The sequence below is a fragment of the Streptomyces subrutilus genome (genome assembly GCF_008704535.1).
Classification (GTDB): Bacteria; Actinomycetota; Actinomycetes; order Streptomycetales; family Streptomycetaceae; genus Streptomyces; species Streptomyces subrutilus.
On sequence record NZ_CP023701.1, the window covers coordinates 2,465,042 to 2,486,540 of the forward strand.

The 21,499-nt window shown below is 73.8% G+C and carries 15 protein-coding genes; 8 read left to right on the forward strand and 7 right to left on the reverse strand.

The window, feature by feature from the left end; genetic code table 11:
- Nucleotides 1-42: 42 nt before the first annotated feature.
- Genes CP968_RS10480 through CP968_RS10490 form a run of 3 tightly spaced genes read left to right on the forward strand, consistent with a single transcriptional unit; the run spans nt 43 to nt 4,219 of the window.
- Nucleotides 43-1,248 carry a glycosyltransferase family 4 protein gene (locus CP968_RS10480; protein WP_150521844.1) on the forward strand — a complete coding sequence of 402 codons (1,206 nt, stop codon included), beginning with the start codon at nt 43-45 and terminating at the stop codon, nt 1,246-1,248.
- A complete protein-coding gene (locus CP968_RS10485; RefSeq protein WP_150517755.1) occupies nt 1,245-2,993 on the forward strand; it encodes a lipopolysaccharide biosynthesis protein in 1,749 nt (582 codons plus the stop codon). The genes CP968_RS10480 and CP968_RS10485 overlap by 4 nt, the downstream gene beginning before the upstream one ends.
- Nucleotides 2,990-4,219, forward strand: coding sequence for an MATE family efflux transporter (locus CP968_RS10490; protein ID WP_150517756.1), 1,230 nt, complete (start codon nt 2,990-2,992; stop codon nt 4,217-4,219). The genes CP968_RS10485 and CP968_RS10490 overlap by 4 nt, the downstream gene beginning before the upstream one ends.
- 31 nt (nt 4,220-4,250) lie before the next feature.
- On the opposite strand, the gene CP968_RS10495 is transcribed toward CP968_RS10490, so the two are convergent.
- A complete protein-coding gene (locus CP968_RS10495) occupies nt 4,251-5,771 on the reverse strand; it encodes a hypothetical protein (protein WP_150517757.1) in 1,521 nt (506 codons plus the stop codon).
- 93 nt (nt 5,772-5,864) lie between these two features.
- On the opposite strand from CP968_RS10495, the gene CP968_RS10500 reads away from it, so the two are divergent.
- Together CP968_RS10500 and CP968_RS10505 are read left to right on the forward strand one after the other, a co-directional pair.
- Nucleotides 5,865-6,404, forward strand: a complete 540-nt coding sequence (locus CP968_RS10500; RefSeq protein WP_150517758.1) for a WcaF family extracellular polysaccharide biosynthesis acetyltransferase — start codon at nt 5,865-5,867, stop codon at nt 6,402-6,404.
- A complete protein-coding gene (locus CP968_RS10505; protein WP_150517759.1) occupies nt 6,401-7,519 on the forward strand; it encodes a glycosyltransferase in 1,119 nt (372 codons plus the stop codon). Before CP968_RS10500 ends, CP968_RS10505 begins: the two co-directional genes overlap by 4 nt.
- Before the next feature lie 28 nt (nt 7,520-7,547).
- On the opposite strand, the gene CP968_RS10510 is transcribed toward CP968_RS10505, so the two are convergent.
- From CP968_RS10510 to gmd, 4 genes are all read right to left on the reverse strand, one after another.
- A complete protein-coding gene (locus tag CP968_RS10510; protein WP_150517760.1) occupies nt 7,548-7,763 on the reverse strand; it encodes a DUF6458 family protein in 216 nt (71 codons plus the stop codon).
- 136 nt (nt 7,764-7,899) lie between these two features.
- Nucleotides 7,900-8,580 carry a hypothetical protein gene (locus CP968_RS10515; protein ID WP_150517761.1) on the reverse strand — a complete coding sequence of 227 codons (681 nt, stop codon included), beginning with the start codon at nt 8,578-8,580 and terminating at the stop codon, nt 7,900-7,902.
- Between the two features lie 80 nt (nt 8,581-8,660).
- Nucleotides 8,661-11,438: a CBM96 family carbohydrate-binding protein gene (locus CP968_RS10520; protein WP_167536785.1), complete on the reverse strand. Its 2,778-nt coding sequence runs from the start codon at nt 11,436-11,438 to the stop codon at nt 8,661-8,663.
- A gap of 246 nt (nt 11,439-11,684) precedes the next feature.
- Nucleotides 11,685-12,698 (reverse strand): GDP-mannose 4,6-dehydratase, encoded by a 1,014-nt coding sequence (gene gmd / locus CP968_RS10525; RefSeq protein WP_150517763.1) that lies wholly within the window; start codon nt 12,696-12,698, stop codon nt 11,685-11,687.
- A gap of 335 nt (nt 12,699-13,033) precedes the next feature.
- Between gmd and CP968_RS10530 the strand changes: the two genes are divergently transcribed.
- On the forward strand, nt 13,034-13,978 hold the full coding sequence (locus CP968_RS10530; RefSeq protein ID WP_150517764.1) for a GDP-L-fucose synthase family protein: 945 nt from the start codon (nt 13,034-13,036) through the stop codon (nt 13,976-13,978).
- An 18-nt stretch (nt 13,979-13,996) separates the two neighbouring features.
- On the opposite strand, the gene CP968_RS10535 is transcribed toward CP968_RS10530, so the two are convergent.
- Nucleotides 13,997-15,472: a sugar transferase gene (locus CP968_RS10535; protein ID WP_150517765.1), complete on the reverse strand. Its 1,476-nt coding sequence runs from the start codon at nt 15,470-15,472 to the stop codon at nt 13,997-13,999.
- A 384-nt stretch (nt 15,473-15,856) separates the two neighbouring features.
- Here CP968_RS10535 and CP968_RS10540 point away from each other — a divergent pair, with 384 nt between their 5' ends.
- A complete protein-coding gene (locus tag CP968_RS10540) occupies nt 15,857-18,127 on the forward strand; it encodes a M4 family metallopeptidase (RefSeq protein WP_150517766.1) in 2,271 nt (756 codons plus the stop codon).
- A 226-nt stretch (nt 18,128-18,353) separates the two neighbouring features.
- Nucleotides 18,354-19,841: a beta/alpha barrel domain-containing protein gene (locus tag CP968_RS10545; protein ID WP_150517767.1), complete on the forward strand. Its 1,488-nt coding sequence runs from the start codon at nt 18,354-18,356 to the stop codon at nt 19,839-19,841.
- Nucleotides 19,842-19,881: 40 nt separating this feature from the next.
- Here CP968_RS10545 and CP968_RS10550 read toward each other — a convergent pair whose 3' ends face one another.
- The gene (locus tag CP968_RS10550) at nt 19,882-21,447 is read right to left on the reverse strand and encodes an MFS transporter (RefSeq protein ID WP_150517768.1); all 1,566 of its coding nucleotides are present in this window, start codon (nt 21,445-21,447) and stop codon (nt 19,882-19,884) included.
- Nucleotides 21,448-21,499 lie beyond the last annotated feature (52 nt).

Here is a 21,499-nt window from a genome sequence, read left to right on the forward strand (position 1 = left end):
AAGGGACGCTCAGTGTCCAGATCCGGTCACCGGCGGCTGCTGCTGGTTTCCACCAACTACGCTCCCGAGCACGCGGGCATCGGCCCGTACGCGACCCAGATCGCGGAGCACTGGGCGGATCTCGGCCACGAGACGCACGTCCTGGCGGGGATGCCGCACTACCCGGCGTGGTCCCTCGAACCGGAGTACAGGGGCGCACTGCGGCGCACGGAACAGCGCGCGGGTGTCACCGTGCACCGGCGTGCGCACACCGTGCCGGCGCGCCAGACCGCGGTGAAGCGGGCCCTGTTCGAAGGGTCGATCCTGCTGCACGGCGCCGCCGCTCCGCCCCGGATGCCGCGGCCGGACGCGGTGCTCGCCCAGATGCCCAGCCTGGCCGGCGGGGTGCTGGCCGCCCGGCTCGCGGCGAAGTGGAAGGTCCCCTACGTCCCGGTCGTCCAGGACCTGATGGGCGCCGCGGCCGCGCAGAGCGGGATCAGCGGCGGCGACCGGGCCGCCGCGGTGGCCGGCCGCGCCGAGGCGTACGCCCTCAAGCGCGCCACCCTGGTCGGTGTGATCCACGAGACCTTCGTGGACCGGGTCGTCGGCATGGGCGTGGACCCGGGCCGCATACGGCTGGTGCCCAACTGGTCCCACGTGGCGCTTCCCACGAAGCCGCGCGGCGAGACCCGCCGCCACCTGGGCTGGGGCCCGGGCCAGACGGTCGTCCTGCACTCCGGGAACATGGGCCTCAAGCAGGGGCTCGAAGTCCTGGTCGGCGCGGCCCGGCTGGACCCGAGTGTCCGGTTCGTCCTGATGGGCGACGGCAGTCAGCGCGGGGCGCTGCGCGACCTCGCGGCGGACGTACCGAACCTTGACATCATCCCCCCTGCCGCCGACGGCGAGTTCCCGGATATCCTCGCGGCGGCGGACGTGCTCGCGGTCACGCAGCACGCCGCCGTACTGGACATGAGCGTGCCGTCGAAACTCACCTCCTACTTCCAGGCCGGCCGGCCCGTCGTCGCCTCCGTGGCGGCCCTGGGCGGTACCGCCCAGGAGGTGGAACGATCGGGCGCGGGGGTGCTCGTACCGCCGGAGGACCCCGACGCCCTGCTGAAGGCCGTCCGGGCCCTCGCCGAGGACCCGGCCGGAGCGGACGCGCTGGGAGCGGCCGGCCCCCGCCACGTGGCGGCGCACCTGAGCCGTGAAGCGGGCCTGGCCCGGATCGACGCACTGATCGACGAAGCACTTGGGGGTCCCCGGACGTGATCGAGACGAACCGCCCTGCGGCGGCCCCTGCCGACGACGAACCCGACCTCCTCAGGGACCAGTTCCGGCAGCTCCTGCGCTACCGCCGGCTCCTCGCCGCCGGCATCGGGGTGGGTCTGCTGGGCGGCGTCTACCTCGGCGTCTCCACGGCGGACACCTACGTCGCCACCGCCGACGTGGTGCTGCGCGCGCCGACCGACGACCCGTTCAACCCGAGCCTGGCCCCCGACAAGGCCATCAACATCGGCTCCGAGCGGCAGGTCGCGCTCAGCTCCTCCATAGCCAACGAGGCCGCGAAGAAGCTCGGGGTGGGCGCCGAGGGCTTCGGCGCCCTGCGCAGCGGCCTCCAGGTCACCAATCCGCCCCAGACCATGGTGCTGCGCTTCACGTACACCGCGTCCTCCCCCAAGGAGGCCGCCAAGCGGGCCAACGCCATGACGGACGCCTACCTGCTCAAGCGGCAGGAGTCCCTGGACGCCACCCGCGACAAGATGGTCAAGGGCTACCAGGAGCAGCGCGACCCGGTCGCCAAGCAGCTCGACGAGCTGTCGAAGGAGATCTCCCGGATGCCGGCGGGCGCCGCGCGCGACGCCGCCACCTCCGCCAAGACGGACCTCCAGAGCGAGGTCGGCGGCTACAACGGCAAGATCACCAAGCTGGAGGCCCTGGACATGACCCCGGGCCGGGTCACCAGCGCCGCGACCGCCCCCACCTCGACCGACGGCCCCGGCATCGTGATGTCGCTGGCGCTCGGCGCGGCCGTGGGACTCGCGCTGGGCCTGCTGGCGGCCTGGGTACGGCTCGTGTTCGACCCGGCGCCCCGCTCCGAGGGCGACGTGGCCCGTGCCCTGCGCGCGCCCGTCCTCGGCTACCTGCCCCGGGACAAGACCGGTGGCGGTCCGCTGCTCGCCGCCGGCGAGGCCGATCCGCGGCTGGCCGAGGAGTACCGCTCGGTGGCCTTCCGCCTCGCCTACGACGCCCGCTTCGCCGACCGGCGCCGCCTCCTCGTCGTCGCCCCGCGCGGCAGCAGCGAGACCGCCGCCGCGGTGGCCGTGAACCTGGCGGCCTCCTTCGCCGAGACCGGCAAGGACGTCCTGCTCATCGAGGCCGACCTGCGCACCCCGGTCCTGGCCAGCCAGCTGCCGACGGACGCGGGCGGCCGGCCGCGCTGGAGCCAGACCCCGGGCAACGGGCCGGCCGGCGGGCGCCACGGGGACTCCGAGTGGCCCGACGGGCGCCAGCTCGTCGTGGACGCCGGGGAGTCCGGCTCCTTCGACCTGATCCCCGGCGAGCGGGCCCGCAACGTGCCGCGCGCGCTGACCTCCGCCCGCGCCACCCGGCTGATCTCCGAGGCCGACTCCCCCAACTCCACCGTCGTCGTGCTCGCGCCGCCCGTGCTCTCGTACGCCGACGCGCTGGCCCTGGTCGACCGGGTCGACGGGGTGCTGGTCGTCTGCGATCCGCGGGCCGTCCACCGCACCGACCTCTCCCGTATCCGCGAGCTGATCAGCGGCGCCGGCGGCACCGTGCTCGGCGCGGTGCTGCACGCGCCGCTGCCCGGCGAGAAGCGCGGCGGCAAGGGCAAGGGCGGCTCGCCCGCCGCCGGCCCGCAGTCCGCGGCCGCGCCCGCGCCCCGGCCGCAGCCCCAGCCCATCCCGTACGAGGTGGCCGAGGCCGAGCAGCACATCCCCGGTGACGGCACCGACACGGTGGCCCTGCGCACCGTCCGCACGGGCCGGCGGTGAGCCGGCGCGGCCTCGCGGCGGTCGCGTCGGTCCTGGACCAGGCAGCCTCCAGCGCCACGAACATCCTGGTGCTGGTGCTGGCCGCCCGGCTGTCCTCGGCGGCCGGCTTCGCGGACTTCTCGATGGTGTACGTGGCGTTCAGCGTGCTCCTCGGTCTGAACATGGCCTACGTGGGCCAGAGCCTCGTCCTGGAGAAGGGCGGCCGGTTGGCCGGCGCGTGCCGCTCCGCGGCCGGGTTCACCGCGGCCGCCTCGGCCGCGGCGGGCGCGCTGCTGGCGCTGGTGGGGCTGCTGGTCCCGGGCACCGCGGGGCGGGCCTTCCTCGCCCTGGGCCTGGTGCTGCCGCTGGTGCTGCTCCAGGACGGGCTGCGGTACTGCTTCTCCGCGCTGCGCGTCCCCCAACGGGCGCTGGCCGCCGACGCGCTGCGGCTGGTGTGCGTGCTGGCCGCGCTGGCGGCGCAGCCCCGGGGGGCTTCGGCGGGGCGGCTGGTGCTGGTGTGGGGCCTGTCGGCGCTGCCGGCGCTGGCGCTGGGGCTGTGGCTGCTGCGGCCGTACGTCCGCGGCGTGCGCGCGGACCTGCGGCCGTACCTGCGCCGCGGCCACCTCGGGCAGCGGTTCGTGGTCGAGTTCGCGGTGGGCAACGGCTCCAGCCAGCTCGCCGTCCTCGGCCTGGGCGTCTTCGCGACACCGCTGGCGGTGGGCGCCCTGCGGGGCGCGACCACCCTCTTCGGACCGCTGAACGTGCTGTTCAACTCCGCGAACGCCTTCGGGCCGCCGGTCGTGGGCCGGGCCTCGGGCAAGCGGGGCGTCGTGCGCCTCACCGCCCTGATGGGCGGGGTGCTGGCGCTGCTGGGCGCCGGCTGGGGGGCGGTGCTGTACGCGCTGCCCGACGGGGTGGGCGCCCGGCTGCTCGGCGACACCTGGGGGGCGGCGTCCGCGCTGCTGCCGGCCACCGGAGCCCAGTACGCCGTCATGGGGCTGGGCACCTGCGCGCTGCTGACCCTGCGGGTGCTCAACCCGCGGGCCACCCTGTCGTTGCAGGTCGTCTTCTCGCTGCTCTCGGTGGGCCTGCTGCTGGGCGGGTACGTCCTGTGGGGCGTCGCGGGGGCCGCGTGGGGGCTGGCGCTGGGCTCGGCGGCGAAGGCGGGCGCGGGCTGGCTGCGGGTGGCCCGGCTGGAGCTGCCCGCCGCGGCCGCCCCGGCCGACCGGCCGGTCACCGCGGCCTGAGCCCTGCCGGGGCGCGGGCCGGACGGCCCGCTCAGCGCAGGGTGGTGCTCTTGTCCCCGCGGTAGGTGGCGACGAGCGCGAGGCACAGGGCCGCGATGGCCACCCGGCCCGAGGCCTGGAGCAGGGGTCCGCGCAGCAGGATGAAGGAGTAGCCGGCGACCAGCGGCACCACCACGGAGATCAGGCTGCCGGGCGGGGACCGGCGGGTGGCGCGCTTGGCGTACCGGCGGTCGACGCGCGCGGCGGCGTACCCCAGGCCGAGCAGCCCGGCGCCCATGCCGAGCGGGCCGAAGTCGAGCCACAGCTCCGCCCAGATCGGGGAGGAGAGGTTGGTGTTGACGGTGCCCATCCACAGGCCGACCATCACGCCGGTGTCGCGCGGCTTGCCCGGCCAGATGGAGCGCGGTACCGCGAAGAGGACCGATCCGGCGAGCTGGCGGCCGTAGGCGTGGCCGGGGCCGGACTGCGAGTAGGTGATGGTGTTCGCGAACATGCCGATCTGGTCGTAGTCCTTGAGCGCCATCGGCTCCAGGAAGGACGTGGTCTCGACCGGCCGGTAGTTCTTCTCGTCGTAGCGGAAGCGGTCCGCGAAGGGGAAGACGAGCAGGGCGATGACCACCGCCATCGACAGCGCCACCCGGTACATCGCGGCGCTCACCGGGAAGACGGTGAAGAGCAGCGCGAACATGACGGTGAGGAACCAGTAGCGGGGGTTGGAGATCGGGTTGTTGACCACCAGGTTCAGCGCGGCCAGCGCCGACCAGGTGACGATGACGGAGACCTTGCGGCGGGCGTACTTCGAGGTGATCAGCCAGCGCGTGTAGAGCAGCAGCGACAGCAGCGCGGGGACCGTGCCGAAGCCGCGCAGCAGGGCCTGGCTCGCCTGGCCGTCGCTGGACAGGCCGGCCTCCTCGATGCCCGCGATGATCTCCTGGCGGCTGGAGAAGAAGACCGCCGGTCCGCCGAGCTTCACGATGAACGCCGCGCTGCACAGGAAGGACAGGACCGTCAGCACCTGCAGGCGCCGCCGGTGGGCCATGACCGGGCGCTTCTCCTTGCGCGAGCCGCCGGCGCGGACGGCGGGCCGGTGCCGGGCGAGCAGCACGCCGACGTCGAAGGCGAGGCAGCCGATCAGGACCAGGCCGATGGCGAGGGTCAGGTCGGAGCGCGGGCCGACGACGGGCGTCGGGACGCGGCCGAGGACGGCCTGCGCGAGGGGGGCCACGCCCATCGCCATGTAGACGAAGAGCCAGAACGAGCCCTGGAGGAGCTTGCGGCGGCTGGTGAGCACCATCGCGGAGAGCCGGGCCCCCGCGTACATGGTGAGCAGCAACTGGAGCCAGTACGCGGCGTCGCGCTGGCCGTCGCCGTCCTGGACGGCGACGAAGAGCGGCAGGAAGACGGTGAACCCGAGGGCGAGCGGGACGGACAGCGCGCGGGAGAGCAGGGTGCGCGGGGTGGTGACCCGGCCCCACGAGGCCTCGTCCGCGAGCGGCTCCGGCGCGGGGGCGTTCCCGCGCGCGACGGCGGGCCTGCGTATGTCGGTTGCCACTGCGCCCCCACCCGATGTGCCTGTTCCGGCCGCAGTCTAGTCTGAGCGGTCGGCGTCCGGGGAGGCGCCGGCGGGGTGGACGAAGGGGCTTTCGTGCGTGATCTTCCTGCCTTCACGCTGGCCGGGTACGACAAGGGGCGCGGCCGGCTGACCCAGGCCCTCTGGTTCGCCGTCATGAACACGCTCTTCATGAGCTGGCTGTGTCCCGCCCGGCTGCGCGTGGCGCTGCTGCGGGCCTTCGGGGCGCGGATCGGCGAGGGCGTGCTGATCCGGCACCGGGTGCGGGTGCTGTGGCCCTGGAAGCTCACGGTCGGCGACCACACCTGGATCGGCGAGGGCGCCTGGGTGCTGAACCTGGAGCCGGTGACGATCGGCGCGCACGTGTGCCTCTCGCAGGAGGCGCTGCTGTGCACGGGGTCGCACGACCACCGCGCCGCCGACTTCCGCTACCGCAACGCCCCGATCACCGTCGAGGACGGCGCCTGGGTGGCCGCGCGGGCGACCGTGCTGGCCGGGGTGACCGTGGGCCGCTGCGCGGTCGCGGGCGCCGGTGCCGTCGTGCACGCGGACCTGCCGGCCCTGACCCTGCAGACCCAGGACGGGCGCCGCCGCCCGGTGGAGGAGCCCAAGTGAGAGTCCTGCACGCCGTCACCCTGCACTCCCCCTCGCACGCCTTCGGCGGACCGGTGCGGGTCGCGCTGAACCTGGCGAAGGGGCTGCGGGCCCGGGGCCACGAGGCCGGACTGCTGGCGCTCGGCGAGGGGTTCGCCGGTCCCTGGCCCACCGAGGTCGAGGGGGTGCCGGCCCGGCTGTTCCCGGCCCGGCGGCTGCTGCCGCTCGGCTTCAGCGGGATGACCTCGCCGGCGCTGCTGGCCTCGGCCGGGCGCTTGGTGCGGGACGCGGACCTGGTCCACGTGCACCTGGCGCGGGACCTGGTGACGCTGCCGGTGGCGCTGGCCGCGCTGCGGGCGGGCAGGCCGCTGGTGCTCCAGACCCACGGCATGGTCGACCCGAGCGGGAGGCTGCTGGCCAAGGTGCTGGACGCGGTGGCGGTCCGGCGGGTGCTGCGCGGCGCGGACGCGGTGCTGTACCTGACGGCGCACGAGCGCGCCGGCCTCGACGCGGTGGTCGGCGCCCCGCTGGCCTCGGCGGTGCGGCTGGTCAACGGCACCCCGGCGCAGGAGGAGCGGCCCGCCCCGGCGGGACCGCCGCGCGTGCTGTACGCGGCGCGGCTCCAGGCCCGCAAGCGGCCGGTGGACTTCGTGGACGCCGTCCCGGCGGTCCTGGCGGTGCATCCGGAGGCGCGGTTCGTCGTCGCGGGCCCGGACGAGGGCGAGCGGGCCGCGGTGCTGCGCCGGATCGCGGAGCTGGGGCTGGCGGACCGGGTGAGCGTACCCGGGGCGCTGGGCGGCGGCGAGGTGCTGCGCGAGCTGCGCGGCGCGCACGTGTACGTCCTGCCCTCGGTGGACGAGCCGTTCCCGATGTCGGTGCTGGAGGCGCTGTCCGTGGGCGTGCCCGCGGTGGTGACCCACTCCAACGGCCTGGCCCGCGACATCGCGGCCGCCGGTGCCGGCCGCGCCGTCGACCCCGGACCTGCGGGGGTGGCGGCGGCGGTCCTGGACCTGCTGGACCCGGCCGCGAACCGCGCGGCGTCGGTGGCGGCACGCGAACTGGCCGCCGGGTCCTTCTCGATGGATGCCGTGCTGGACACCCTGCTCCCGGTCTACGAGGGAGCCCTGCGGGGCTGAACGCCCGCGCCGCGGAAGCGGCGGGGGGTCACAGCACGTCGCGGCGCTGTTCCACCACGGGGACGGCGCCCACGGCGCGGCGGCGCTTGAGGACGCTCGTGTAGACGGCGAGGCCGATGGCGCCCACCGCCATCATGATCAGGCCGACCAGGTCGAGGTCGACGCTCTGCATCTCCCAGTCCGTCGCGAAGGTGAGGATCGCCCCCACCACGATCAGACCGATGCAGCCACCCAGGCCGGTCATAGGACTCGCCTCCGAAAGGTCGGTGTAGTCGTCGTGCTCCGGACCCGCGGATACCCCGGACCGGAACGCGAAAACGCCCCCGGCGGCCGGGAGTTCGGCCGCGGGGGCGTTCGGGCGTGCGGTGCGGTCCGCGGGGTTACGCGGGGATCCAGGCGTAGCAGCCCGACGAGTTGAACTCGGCGGCGCCGGCCGGGATCGTCGCGACGATCTTGTCGCCGGCCTTGGGCGGGGTCTCCGGGCCCGAGGCCAGGATGCCGCCGTCCTTGCCCTTCGCCTCCCACGTGCACCCCGTGGCCTGGGTGAGCGCCCGGTAGGAGCCGGCCGCGGGGGACGTGCGGGGGCCTTCGGCGAAGCCCTTGGCGGCCGCCGCGGTGATCGGCTTCTGCTCCGGGCACAGCAGGTCGACCGCGTCCTTGGCGCCCGCGATCTCCCCGGTGATGACGGCGCCCGTCGCCGCGTCCTTGTCCCGCTTCGCGGTGCGTTCGATCCGCTGGCAGGCCTCCTGGCCGGTCTGCAGGACGGCCGCCGGGTCCATCTTCTCCGGGACCCGGCCGCTCAGGTACTTCTTCTCCTGCGCGGTGAAGCTGCCGGTCTTGGGGGTGAGCTTGGCGTCCGGCAGGACCGGGCCGGAGGGCTTGGCCTCGGCCGGGGCCTGCGGGGTGGCCGGGGTGTCCGCGGGGTCGGGTGCCGACGACGCGGCCGGCGGCTTCGCCTTCGCGTCCGCGCCGGAGTCGGCCTTGTCGCCGCCCGAACTGCAGGCGGTCAGCGTGAGGGCGGCGGCCAGCACAACGGCAGCCGCTGCGGAGCGTCGGTACATCGGATGGCTCCCGTACTTGCTGGGGGGAAGGGTGCGGGGTCCGGCCCGGGTCGGGCCGGACCCCGCACGCCGTCAGGCGGTTACTTCGGGCCGAAGGTGAGGACCAGCTGCGGAGCGGCGTCCGCGGCGGTCGCCTCCGAGGACCAGAGCCACAGCGGGTCGGTGCCCGTGCTCGTCAGGCCCATGCTGTAGCTGGTGCCCAGCACCGCGGAGACCGCGGTGGTGTCCAGCTCCACGTTGTGCAGCGCGGACCCGTCCGGCACGGCCGACAGGGTGCCCAGCGGCGTGGTGCCGAGGGTCGGCTTGGTGTTGAAGGTGGTGCCCGCGCCGCTCCAGGTGCCGGTGACCGGGACCACGGAGACGGTGTCGGCGGTGCCGGCGCCCGCCTGGGTCGTGGTCTTGACCTGGAGGGAGGCCGACTTCAGGACCTGGCCGGCCGGGGCGGCCGGCAGGTTGAAGCGCAGGTACGTCTCGTACGCCGAGGTGCCGCGCACCGCGAGCGAGGTGGACGTGCCGTAGGCGGTGCTCGGGGCGCCCTGGTTGATGTAGGTGTCCTCGGACGCGGTGACCTTGGAGACCGTGTCGGAGGGCGCCTTGGCCAGGTCGAAGTGGTTCTTGACCTGGGCCTGGGTGAGCGCCGTCGGGTAGATGGCGGTCTCGTCGAGCTGACCGGCGAAGAAGTTGCTGGTCGGCCGGGTCGGCCAGCCGGACAGGTTGTCCCCGCCGACGTGCCAGTAGCCCGCGTAGGTCTGCGTGCTGGCCGAGTTCAGCGAGCCCTTGTTCTGGCCGTCGACGTAGAGCGTCATGCCGCCGGCGCCCTGGGTGGCGACCACGTGGTGCCACTTGTTGTCGTTGTACGTGTCGAACAGGCCGGTGCTGACGGTCTTGGCGGAGCCGTTGGAGGCGCCGAAGACCAGCCGTCCGTTGTTCGTCATGTAGACGTGCTTGTCGTAGGAGCCGCTGCTGCGCTCGGTGTTGCTGCCGAAGCCGACCAGCTTGCCGCCGCGCGTGGTGTTCGTCTTGAACCAGGTCTCGATGGTGTACGCGGTGCCGACCGTCTGGCGGTGGTCGCTGTAGACCTGCTGGCTGGTCCCGTTGAATCCCATCGAGGTGCTGGCACCGGTGACGGCGCCGGGCGTCTGGCGCAGGGCCGGGGCGTTGAGCTGGACGCCGCTGGTGTTGCCGGCGACGGAGGAGTCGGCGACGTACGGGCTGACCGTGTCGTCGAAGCGCCAGTACAGCTGGGCGCCGTCCGCGCGGACCTGGTTCGGGTACGTCTGGACCGAGGCCGGGATCGTCACCGAGGCGGTGGCCGACAGGGCGCTGGTGTTCCCGGCGGCGTCGGTCGCGGTCACGCGGTAGGTGTACGACTGGCCGGCCTTGACCGTGGTGTCGGTCCAGGAGGCCTGCGGGCGCTCCCACTCCAGGGACTCCGCCGCGACGGTGGCGACGGGGCTGGCCGAGCCGTTGCGGTAGACGCGGTAGGTCAGCTTGCTGTCGTCCTGGTCGTAGCTGGTGCGCCAGCGGACCTGGGCCTCGCCCGGCTTGACGCTGTCGGCGCTGGCGACCGGGGTGGTGGGGGCGCCGACGTCGCCGGTGGAGGCGAAGCGGGTGAGCGCCTGCTGCGGCTTGCCGTTGATGAGCGTGAACTCACCTCCGACCCACATGTACTTGACGTCGTTCTTGGCCGCCACGGCCATGACGCGCGGGCCGATGCCCTCGCCCAGGCCGTCGTTGGCGGTGGGGTGCCAGCCGAGCTTGCGCGGGCTGCGGACGAAGCCGTCGACGGGCGCGGGGGCGGGGCCGTCGTGGTCGGTCAGCTGCGCCAGCAGGAAGTTGCGCTTGCCGTCGGGGAACTGCCCCTCCAGCGTGCAGTCGTGCGCGTGCGAGGAGCTGTAGAGCACGCCCTCGTACGGCAGCACGAACTGGGTGGCGCCCAGGCAGCGGTCGCGCCACTTCTCGCCGAAGTCGCTGAGCCTGAGGCCGATGCGGCCGTCGAAGACGCCGCCGCCGGAGCCCTCGTTGCCCGTGTAGAAGCCGGTCGCGTCGGTGGAGATGTCCTTGACGACGGAGTTCGACGGGATGGTGGAGTAGGTCTTGGCGACCTTGCCGGTGGTGGCGTCGACCACGGCCAGCGCGTGCGTGTTGGACCCGTTGACGGAGAAGAAGTCGCCGCCGAGCAGCACGTTCTTGCCGTCGGGGGTGACCTCGACGGCGCGGCCGGGCTCGTCGGCGTTGGCCGTGAAGGGCTTGAGCGCGCCGGTCGAGGCGTCGACGGCGGCGAACCGCTCGCGGGTCTGGCCCTCGACCGTGCCGAAGTCGCCGGCCGCGTACAGGGTGTCGTCGGTCACGGCGAGCCCGCGCACGGTGGCGGGGAAGCTCGGGTGGAACGAGGCCTTGGGGGTGCAGCTCGCGATGTCGATCGCGGCGAGGCTGGAGACCGGGGTGCCGTTGACGGCTCCGAAGTAGCCGCCCGCGTAGAGCGTCTTCTTGTCCTTCGAGACGACCAGCGTGCGGACCGTCGCGGTCCCGTCGCCGATGGTGAAGGAGAGCTTGCAGGCGGTCGGGGCGCCGGTCGCGGCGTCCAGCGCGACGAAGTTGACGGCGTCCTGCTCGGCGCCGGAGCCGCCGTCGGGCGGGCGGACGGCGGAGAAGGTACCGCCGGCGAAGACCGTGCCGTTGGCCTCGTCCATCGCCCAGACGATGCCGTTGGGCTGCCAGGTCGGCAGGTTGTCGGCCGTGAAGGCCACCGGCTGCGTGATGGCCGACGCCTGCGGCATCAGCACCAGGCCTATACCGGTGCCGGCACCGGCCAGTGACAGGACGAGGGCAGCAGTCAGCCCTCTGGATCTACGCATGAGCCCCCCAGGGCAATGGCCCGGTTTGATGGCTGGAACTATCCGAACAGCCATATGTACTCGGCGCACACTAGGGCTCACGCAAGGGCCCGGTCACCTCACTTGACCCATTGCATACCAAATTGGAATCAACGGGTCCAGCACGGCGGTAGCACCGCGGACACACGGCGGGTTTGCCCCGGTCACACCGCCACACAGCGGGGCAGAGGACCGGAACACGGCTAATCGTAGGGGCAATATAAGCCCTCAGCGGTCGATGCGGACCGTCACGCCCGCCAGCTGGTCCTCGACCTGGCGGACGTCGGCGTCCACCATGATCTTGGCCAGTTCGGCCACCATGACCGACGGCTTCCAGCCAAGCAGCTCCTGCGCCTTGGAGGCGTCCCCGATGAGGGCGTCGACCTCGCTGGGGCGCTCGTACTTCGGGTCGTAGCGCACGTGCGCGTTCCAGTCGAGGCCGGCGTGGGCGAAGGAGGCCTCGGCGAACTCGCGGACCGTGGCGGCCACCCCGGTGGCGACCACGTAGTCGGTGGGCTCGTCCTGCTGGAGCATCCGCCACATGGCGTCCACGTACTCCGGGGCGTACCCCCAGTCGCGGACCGCGTCGAGGTTGCCGAGGTAGAGCTTCTCCTGGAGGCCCGCCTTGATCCGGGCGACCGCGCGGGTGATCTTGCGGGTCACGAAGGTCTCGCCGCGGCGCGGGGACTCGTGGTTGAAGAGGATGCCGTTCACGGCGAACATGCCGTACGCCTCTCGGTAGTTCACCGTGGTCCAGTACGCGAAGACCTTGGCGGCGCCGTACGGGCTGCGCGGGTGGAAGGGGGTGCCCTCGTTCTGCGGGGGCGGGGTCGCGCCGAACATCTCGGAGGACGAGGCCTGGTAGATGCGGGTGTCGATGCCGCTGGCCCGGATCGCCTCCAGCAGCCGCAGCGCGCCGAGGCCGGTCACGTCGCCGGTGTAGAGGGGCGCGTCGAAGGAGACGCGGACGTGGGACTGGGCGCCGAGGTTGTAGACCTCGTCGGGCCGTATCTCGCGGAGCAGGTTCACCAGGGCCACGCCGTCGGACAGGTCGGCGTGGTGCAGCACGAAGGACCGGTTCGCGGTCTGCGGGTCCTGGTAGATGTGGTCGATCCGCTCCGTGTTGAAGCTGGAGGAGCGCCGCACGAGCCCGTGCACCGTGTAGCCCTTGGTCAGCAGGAGCTCGGCGAGGTACGAGCCGTCCTGCCCGGTGACGCCGGTGATCAGTGCGGTCTTGCCCATGTCGGGTCCCCCTGGGATTCGTTGCGGTTCGTGGTGGTGCGTCGTGGTGGTGCGTGGTGGCGGGCCGGCCGCGCCGCCCGCCCGGCCGGGGCCGTGCCCCGGGAGGTCCCGTGGCCGGCCGGTCCGCCGGCGGGCCCGGTGGCCGGGCCCCCGGCGGCCGGTCCCGGCCCAGGGACGCGCCGGTCCGGGCGGCGGCGGGGCTGGATGCGTACCGTACACGCCCCGTCCGGCCGCCTTCGCGGCGGATTCCGGCGGGGGCGGCGGGCGGCGGCCGGGCGGTGGCGGGGAGCGGACCGGCCCCGCCGGGGCGCGGGCGGACTGGCATCATCTGCGGTATGACAAGCCCGCTGCCGCTCCTGCCTCCGCACGCCCGCGTCTTCGTCGCCGGCCACCGCGGCCTCGTCGGCTCCGCCGTCGCCCGGCGGCTGACCGCCGACGGCCACGAGGTGCTCGCCCGGGGCCGCGCCGACCTCGACCTGCGCGACGCCGCCGCGACCGCGGCCTACCTGGCGGACGTCCGTCCGGACGCCGTCGTGCTGGCCGCCGCCAAGGTCGGCGGGATCATGGCCAACAGCACCTACCCGGTGCAGTTCCTGGAGGACAACCTCAGGATCCAGCTCAGCGTGATCGCCGGCGCGCACGCCGCCGGGGTCGGCCGGCTGCTGTTCCTGGGCTCCTCCTGCATCTACCCGAAGCTGGCCCCGCAGCCGATCGGCGAGGACGCCCTGCTGACCGGCCCGCTGGAGCCGACCAACGAGGCCTACGCCCTCGCGAAGATCGCCGGCATCGTGCAGGTCCAGTCGTACCGCAAGCAGTACGGGGCCTCGTACATCTCGGCCATGCCGACGAACCTCTACGGTCCGGGCGACAACTTCGACCTGGAGACCTCGCACGTGCTGCCCGCCCTGATCCGGCGCTTCCACGAGGCCGCCGCCGAGGGGCGCGAGGAGGTCACCCTGTGGGGCTCCGGCACCCCCCGCCGGGAGTTCCTGCACGTGGACGACCTGGCCGCCGCGTGCGTGGTGCTGCTGAACGGCTACGACGGCGACGAGCCGGTCAACATCGGCTGCGGCGAGGACCTGACCATCAGGGAGCTGGCCGAGACGGTCGCCGAGGTGACCGGCTTCCGCGGCGAGCTCGCGTGGGACACGTCCAAGCCGGACGGGACCCCGCGCAAGCTGCTGGACGTGCGCCGGCTGACCGCGCTGGGCTGGAAGCCCGGCATCCCACTGCGGGAGGGCATCGCCACCACCTACCGGTGGTGGCGCGAGCAGGGCTGACCTCAAGACGACGGCCCCTCAGTACGCTCCGCGACCGTCGACGACGGCGCGGAGCGTGCGGCCCATGACGTCGACGTCACTGGTGAAGGACCAGTTGTCGACGTACTGGAGGTCGAGCTGGATCGTCTCGTCCCAGGACAGGTCGGACCGTCCGCTGATCTGCCAGAGCCCGGTCATCCCGGGACGCACGGTGAGCCGGCGCAGCTCGACCTCGTCGTACTGGGCCACCTCCTCCGGCAGCGGCGGGCGCGGGCCGACCAGGGACATGCGGCCGGTCAGCACGTTGAACAGCTGGGGCAGTTCGTCCATGGAGGTGCGGCGCAGCAGCCGGCCGACGCGGGTGACACGGGGGTCGCGGCGCATCTTGAACATCAGGCCGTCGTTCTCGTTGGCCCCGGCGAGCTCGGCCTTGCGGGCGTCGGCGTCCACGACCATCGTGCGGAACTTCCACATGACGAACGGGGCGCCGCCTCGGCCGATGCGCCGCTGCCGGTAGAAGGCGGGCCCGCGCGAGCCGAGCCGTATCGCGAGGACGACCCCGAGGAAGAACGGCGAGAGCAGCAGCAGGCCGAGGGCGGCTCCCGCCCGGTCCAGCGCCGACTTGAGGAGGGTCTGCACGCCCCGGCTGACCGGCGGCACGACCCGCAGCATGGCCAGGCCTCCCGCGGACAGGGTTTCCAGCCGTTTGACGGATACCTCCACCAATCCGGGGAAGACGGCGAGTTCCAGGCCCGCGTCGTGCAGGGCCCAGGCCACGCGCCGCAGCCGCTCGCCCGCGAACCGGGCGCCGGGGGCGACGAGCACCAGGTCGGCGTGGTGGGAGCGGACCGCGCCGAGCACGGCCGCGGAGTCCCCGTCCGAGGCCTCGGGGGCCGCGTCGCCGAGCCGGGCGGCGACCGGCACCCCGCTGTCGAGGGGGCCGCGGCCGACCGGGACCATGCCGACGACCACGTAGGGGTGGTCGGTGCGGGCGGCCAGGTGGGCGATGACGTCCTCGGCGGCGTCCGGCTCGCCGACGACCAGGACCCGGCTGACGGCCTGGGCCTCGCGGCGGGCCGCGGAGAGGTGGCGGTAGGTCAGCTTGTGGCAGGCGACGGTGATGAGGAGGGCGGGCACCAGGGCCCCGAGGGCGGACAGCCGGGGGGTGTCCTCCTCGGTCACCACGCGGGCCACGGCCAGTACCCCGATGAGAATCAGCCAGTCGTGCAGAACGGGCAGCACGCCGCGGGATTCGCCGAGCGACCGGGCCGCGTAGCGCCGGCGCAGCGCCTGCACCGCGGTCCAGGCGAGCGCGGCGCCGAGGGCGCAGTACAGGGGCCTGACCTGCCCGGCGGCCTCGAAGACGAGCCCTACGGGCAGGGCGGCGCCCAGGACGTCGGCGGTGACGGCGGCCGGCAGGTACCAGCGGGCCTTGTGACCGAGTCGCCGGGAGGGCTCAGTGGACTCCTGAGCCGATCCGGCCACTCTTTGCGCAGGAAAATGGACATGCCTCATGGGCCCCCCTGGCACGTGGACTTCTGGTGGTGGCGGGTGTCCACGGCTTCCCCTGGCAGTGGACATCCGGCGCACCGGGAAACAGTACGACAAACGCCCGTACGGTAAATGCCGTTTGCGTCAACGAGACCTCTTGTTGCCCAAGCGTTAGCAACCGGTACCAACCGTTCCGAATTCCGGGGCCCTTGGGGACGCACACGAAGGTGAATGGTTCGGATACCGGATTCGTCTCCTCGGACAACGAACCGTTTCCAGCCAACCTTTTGACGCGGCCCTGACATCACGCTCGCCAAGTGGCACTCTTCGACCGTTCATCGCACCAGCCCTGATCTGCCCGGAGGCCCACCCAGCCGTCCGGAACCCCCCTTGCAGAAGGAGTCTGCGTTGAGGTCCACCCCCCAGAGGCGTGCCACCGCGGCCGGCGCGCTCGTCGCGGCTGCAGCCCTGCTCGCCGTAGGTATACAGACCGGCACCGCGACCGCCGACGCCACCGCGTCGCAGTCCGCGAAGGCCGCCCAGCCCAACCCGGGCGCGGCCAATCTCGCCCTCAGCGCCTCGGAGCGTGCGACGCTCCTGGCCGAGGCCAACTCCACCACCGTGCAGGCGGCCAAGGCCCTCGGCCTCGGCAGCGGCGAGAAGCTCGTCGTCCGTGACGTGGTCAAGGACGCGGACGGCACCACGCACACCACGTACGAGCGGACCTACGACGGCCTGCCCGTGCTCGGCGGCGACCTCACCGTGCACGCCAAGGGCGGCGTCACCAAGAGCGTCACCAAGGCCACCAACCACGAGATCAAGGTCACGGACACCACCGCCTCGGTCACCCCGTCGGCCGCGGAGAGCCAGGCGGTCTCCGCCGCCGGCGCCGAGGGCGGCAAGGACGCCAAGGCCTCCAAGGGCGCCCGCAAGGTGATCTGGGCGGCCGAGGGCGCTCCGGTCCTCGCGTACGAGACGGTCGTCGGCGGGCTCCAGCACGACGGGACCCCGAGCGAACTGCACGTGGTGACCAACGCCAAGACCGGCGCCAAGATCACCGAGTGGCAGGCCATCGAGACCGGCACCGGCAACACCATGTACAGCGGCACGGTCACCCTGGGCACCACGCAGTCGGGCAGCACCTACACGCTGACCGACGCGGCGCGCGGCGGCCACAAGACCTACAACCTCAACCGCGCCACGTCGGGCACCGGCACCCTCTTCTCGGGTCCGGACGACATCTGGGGCAACGGCCTGCCGGCCAACCTGGAGACCGCCGCCGCGGACGCCCACTACGGCGCGGCCGCCACGTGGGACTACTACAAGAACGTCCACGGCCGCAACGGTCTGCGCAACGACGGCGTGGCGCCGTACTCCCGCGTCCACTACGGCAACGCGTACATCAACGCGTTCTGGGACGACTCCTGCTTCTGCATGACCTACGGCGACGGGGCCGGCAACACCAAGCCGCTGACCTCCACCGACGTGGCCGCGCACGAGATGACCCACGGTCTGACCTCGGTCACCGGCAACATGACCTACAGCGGTGAGCCCGGCGGTCTGAACGAGGCGACCTCCGACATCATGGCGGCGGCCGTCGAGTTCTACGACAACAACCCGGCCGACGTCGGCGACTACCTGGTCGGCGAGAAGATCAACATCAACGGCGACGGCACCCCGCTGCGCTACATGGACAAGCCGAGCAAGGACGGCTCGTCCAAGGACGCCTGGTACTCGGGTCTGGGCGGCATCGACGTCCACTACTCCTCGGGCCCGGCCAACCACTGGTACTACCTGGCCTCCGAGGGTTCGGGCGCCAAGGTCGTCAACGGCGTGAGCTACGACTCGCCGACCTCCGACGGCCTGCCCGTGACGGCCATCGGCCGTGACGCCGCCTCGAAGATCTGGTTCCGCGCCCTGACGGTCGGCTACTTCAAGTCGACCACCAACTACGCGGACGCCCGTGTGCAGACGCTGAAGGCCGCGGCCGACCTGTACGGCCAGGGCTCGACCGTCTACAACAACGTGGCGAACGCCTGGGCGGCCATCAACGTCGGCGCCCGGATCGTCTCCGGTGTCACCGTCAACCCGATCGCCAACCAGAACACCCAGGTCGGCGGCGCGGCGAGCCTGCAGGTCCAGGCCACCAGCACCAACCCCGGCGCGCTGAGCTACGCGGCGACGGGCCTGCCGGCCGGTCTGTCGATCAACTCCTCCACCGGTCTGATCTCGGGTACGGCGACCACCGCGGGCACGTCCAACGTGACCGTCACGGTGACCGACTCGGCGAGCAAGACGGGGACGGCGTCCTTCACCTGGACCGTCGGAACCAGCCAGCCGAACGTCTTCGAGAACACCACCGACTACCAGATCGCGGACAACGCGTCGGTGGACTCGCCCATCACGGTATCCGGCCGCACGGGCAACGCCCCGAGCACCCTCAAGGTGGACGTGAACATCGTCCACACCTACGTCGGTGACCTGAAGGTCGACCTGGTCGCCCCCGACGGCACCCTGTACAACCTGCGCAACCGCACCGGCGGCAGCGCGGACAACATCGTCCAGTCCTTCACCGTGAACGCCTCCTCCGAGGTCGCCAACGGCGTCTGGAAGCTGCGGGTCGCCGACCAGGCCAGCGCGGACACCGGCTACATCAACAGCTGGAAGCTCACCTTCTGATCCCTCCGGGACGGAAAGTGATCCACGGCTGAACCCGCAAGAGCACGGGGCCGCCCGGGAGGAAACCTCCCCGGGCGGCCCTGTTCCATTCGCCCCTCCCGCCGCGGGACCCCCTCCCCCGCGGACCGGGACCTTCGGCGCCGTGCGCGCGGCCCGGGCGGGGGGATAGTGGAGTCCAGCGAACCTACGGAACCGTAGGTCCGGGTGATCGCCGAGGACGTGCCCCATGCCGCAGAGCCCCCCGAACCTCCCCGCCGCGCCCCGCCCCTGGCTCATCCAGGGCGGCATGGGCGTCGGCGTGTCCGGCTGGAGGCTGGCCCGGGCCGTGGCCCGCGAGGGACAGCTCGGGGTGGTCTCCGGGACCGCGCTCGACGTCGTCCTGGCCCGGGTGCTCCAGACCGGCGACCCGGGCGGCCACGCCCGCCGCGCGCTCGCCGCCTTCCCGCACCCCGGGCTCGCCCGGGCCGTGCTCGACCGCTACCACCGTGCGGACGGCCTCGCCGAGGGCGCGCCGATGCGGCCCGCCCCGCGGCTGCGGGCGGCCGGCGGCGGACCGGCCGACGTCCTCACCGTCCTCGGCAACTTCGTCGAGGTCTGGCTCGCGAAGGAGGGACATGACGGAACCGTCGGCATCAACTACCTGGAGAAGATCCAGCTGGCCACCGCCCCCGCGATGTTCGGCGCGATCCTGGCAGGCGTCGACCACGTGCTCGTGGGTGCGGGGGTCCCCGGACAGATCCCGGCCCTCGCCTCGCGGCTGGCGCGCTGCGAACCCTGCCTGACGAAGGTCACCGTGGATGGGGACGAGGAGCCCCTCGACCACCCCTTCGACCCGCGCGCCCTGCTCGCCGGGCACCCGCCCGGCCCGCTGCGCCGCCCGGAGGTGCTGGCCATCGTCTCCCTGCCGGTGCTGGCGTCCTACCTCGCCCGCGACCCGGCCACCCGGCCCGACGGGTACGTGATCGAGACCAGCGGGGCGGGCGGGCACAGCGCCCCGCCGCGCGGACCGCTGCGGCTCGACGGGGCCGGCGAGCCGCTCTACGGGCCGCGCGACCATCCGGACCTGGCCCGGATGGCGGCCCTCGGACTGCCGTTCTGGCTGGCCGGCGGACAGGCGAGCCCCGGGGCCCTCGCCGCCGCCCGGGCGCGGGGGGCGGCCGGCGTGCAGGTCGGCAGCGCCTTCGCGCTGTGCGAGGAGTCGGGCATCGCGCGCCCACTGCGCGAAGAGCTGCTCGGCCGGGCGCGCGCCGGCACCCTCACCGTCCGCAACGACCCCCGGGCCTCGCCCACCGCGTTCCCGTTCAAGGTCGCCGAGCTGCCGGGCACGCTCTCCGAGCCGGAGGTGGCCGCGGCCCGGCGCCGGGTGTGCGACCTGGGCTTCCTGCGCACGCCGGTGCGCGGGGAGCGCGGCCTGGTCTACCGGTGCGCGGCCGAGCCGGTGGCGGCGTACGTCCGCAAGGGCGGGAGCGCGGCCGGCGCGGAGGGCCGGCGGTGCCTGTGCAACGGCCTGCTGGCCACCGTCGGCCTGGCCCAGCGGCGGCCCGGCGGCCGGGTGGAACCGGCGCTGGTGACCCTCGGCAAGGACCTGTCGTTCCTGCCGGCGCTGTCCCCGGACGGGCGCCCGTACTCGGCGGCGGCCGTGGTGCGGTGGCTGGGCGGGACGGACCGGGCCGCCGCTGCGGACCGGGCGGGGAGCGCGCCCGGCACGCCGTGAGCCCCCGGCCGCCGCGGCGGCCGGGGGCCCGACGGGAGGGCTACGGACGGACCGCGGGCGCCGTGGCGGACCCGGTCCGGGCGGCCGGAACCGGGCCGCCGGCCGCGGACCCCCGGCCCGGCGCCCCGTCGGAGGCCGCTCCCGCCGGACGGCGGATCAGCAGCAGCACCGCCAGCGCGCCCGCCAGCCCCATCGCGCCCGAGACGACGAACGTCTCCCGCAGCCCGCTCGCGAAGGCCGCGTCCACCAGACCGGCCAGGGCCTCCCGGGCGTCGCCGGCCGGCGCGGCGGCCAGCAGCTGCCCGGCCCCGCCGGAGGCCAGCGGCTCCGACAGCTCCCGGCCGCCCTGGCCGAGGCCCGAGCGCAGCCCGGCGTGGAAGACCGCGCCGAGGACGGCGATGCCCAGGGCGGTGCCCAGCTGCCGCGCGGTGTTCAGCGCCCCGCCGGCCATGCCCGCGCGGGCCGGGGCCACGGCCCCCATCGCGGTGGCGGCGAGGGCCGGCGTCGCCGCGCCCACCCCGGCCCCGGTCACCAGCAGCCCCGGCACCAGCGCGGACCAGCCGTCCCCGGCGTCCAGCATCCAGGCCTGGAGCAGCGCGCCCACCCCGATGAGCAGCAGCCCGCCGCCGATGGTCAGCCGCGCCGGGGCGCCGTGCAGCAGCCGGCCGGCCACCGCGGAGACCACGAAGGCGGCGGCGCTCAGCGGCACCAGCACCAGCCCCGCGCCCACCGGGCCCATCCCCTCGGCGGACTGGAGCCACAGGGAGACGTACATCAGGTAGGAGAACGCGGAGCCGGACAGCAGCAGTCCGGCGGCCATCACGGCGACGAAGGTGCGGCTGCGGAAGAGCGAGAGGTCCAGCATCGGGTGGGTGCTGCGCAGTTCGACGAGGACGAAGGCGGCGAAGGCGGCCGCGGAGAGGCCGAACAGGCCGAGGGTCGCGGGCGAGGTCCAGCCGTTCTCGCCGACGCGGATCATGGCGTAGGTGACGGCGGCCGCGCCGGCGGTGAAGGTGGCCATGCCCGGCAGGTCGAGCCCCTTGGCGTGCGGGTCGCGGGACTCGGCGACGGCCTTCAGGGTGACCCAGACGGCCAGGGCGCAGACGGGCAGGTTGATGAAGAAGATCCAGCGCCAGCCGAACTGCTCGGTGAGCAGGCCGCCGACGATCGGGCCGGCCGCGGCCGCGGCGCCGTTGACCGCGCCCCAGACGCCGAACGCCACTCCGCGGTCGCGTCCCTGGTAGGCGCCGCTGAGCAGGGCCATGGTGGTGGCGAACATGGCGGCGCCGCCGATGCCCTGGACGGCGCGGAAGGCGATCAGCGCGCCCGGGCCGGTGGCCAGGCCGCAGGCGAGCGAGGCGGCGGCGAAGAGGGCGAGGCCGCCGAGGTAGACGCGGCGGCGGCCGAGCCGGTCGGCGAGCGATCCGGCGCCGAGCAGCAGGGCGGCCAGGGCCAGGGCGTAGACGTCCATGACCCACTGGAGGCCGGCGAAGCCGGTGTGCATGTCGGCGGACATGTCGGGCAGGGCGACGGTCACGATCGTGACGTCCACGAGCAGCATGAACGCCCCGAGACAGACCGCGATGAGCGGCAGCCATTTGCGCATGACGGAACCCTCCTGAGGGGGTGCGGGGTGGTGGGGTGGCGGCGGGCCGGTC

Coding starts and splice junctions, on each gene's coding strand:
- CP968_RS10515 (WP_150517761.1), bottom strand. CDS start 8,580: ATGTACCGACGCTCCGCAGCGGCTGCCGTTGTGCTGGCCGCCGCCCTC.
- CP968_RS10520 (WP_167536785.1), bottom strand. CDS start 11,438: ATGCGTAGATCCAGAGGGCTGACTGCTGCCCTCGTCCTGTCACTGGCC.
- CP968_RS10550 (WP_150517768.1), bottom strand. CDS start 21,447: ATGCGCAAATGGCTGCCGCTCATCGCGGTCTGTCTCGGGGCGTTCATG.
- CP968_RS10530 (WP_150517764.1), top strand. CDS start 13,034: ATGACAAGCCCGCTGCCGCTCCTGCCTCCGCACGCCCGCGTCTTCGTC.
- CP968_RS10510 (WP_150517760.1), bottom strand. CDS start 7,763: ATGACCGGCCTGGGTGGCTGCATCGGTCTGATCGTGGTGGGGGCGATC.
- CP968_RS10535 (WP_150517765.1), bottom strand. CDS start 15,472: ATGAGGCATGTCCATTTTCCTGCGCAAAGAGTGGCCGGATCGGCTCAG.
- gmd (WP_150517763.1), bottom strand. CDS start 12,698: ATGGGCAAGACCGCACTGATCACCGGCGTCACCGGGCAGGACGGCTCG.
- CP968_RS10545 (WP_150517767.1), top strand. CDS start 18,354: ATGCCGCAGAGCCCCCCGAACCTCCCCGCCGCGCCCCGCCCCTGGCTC.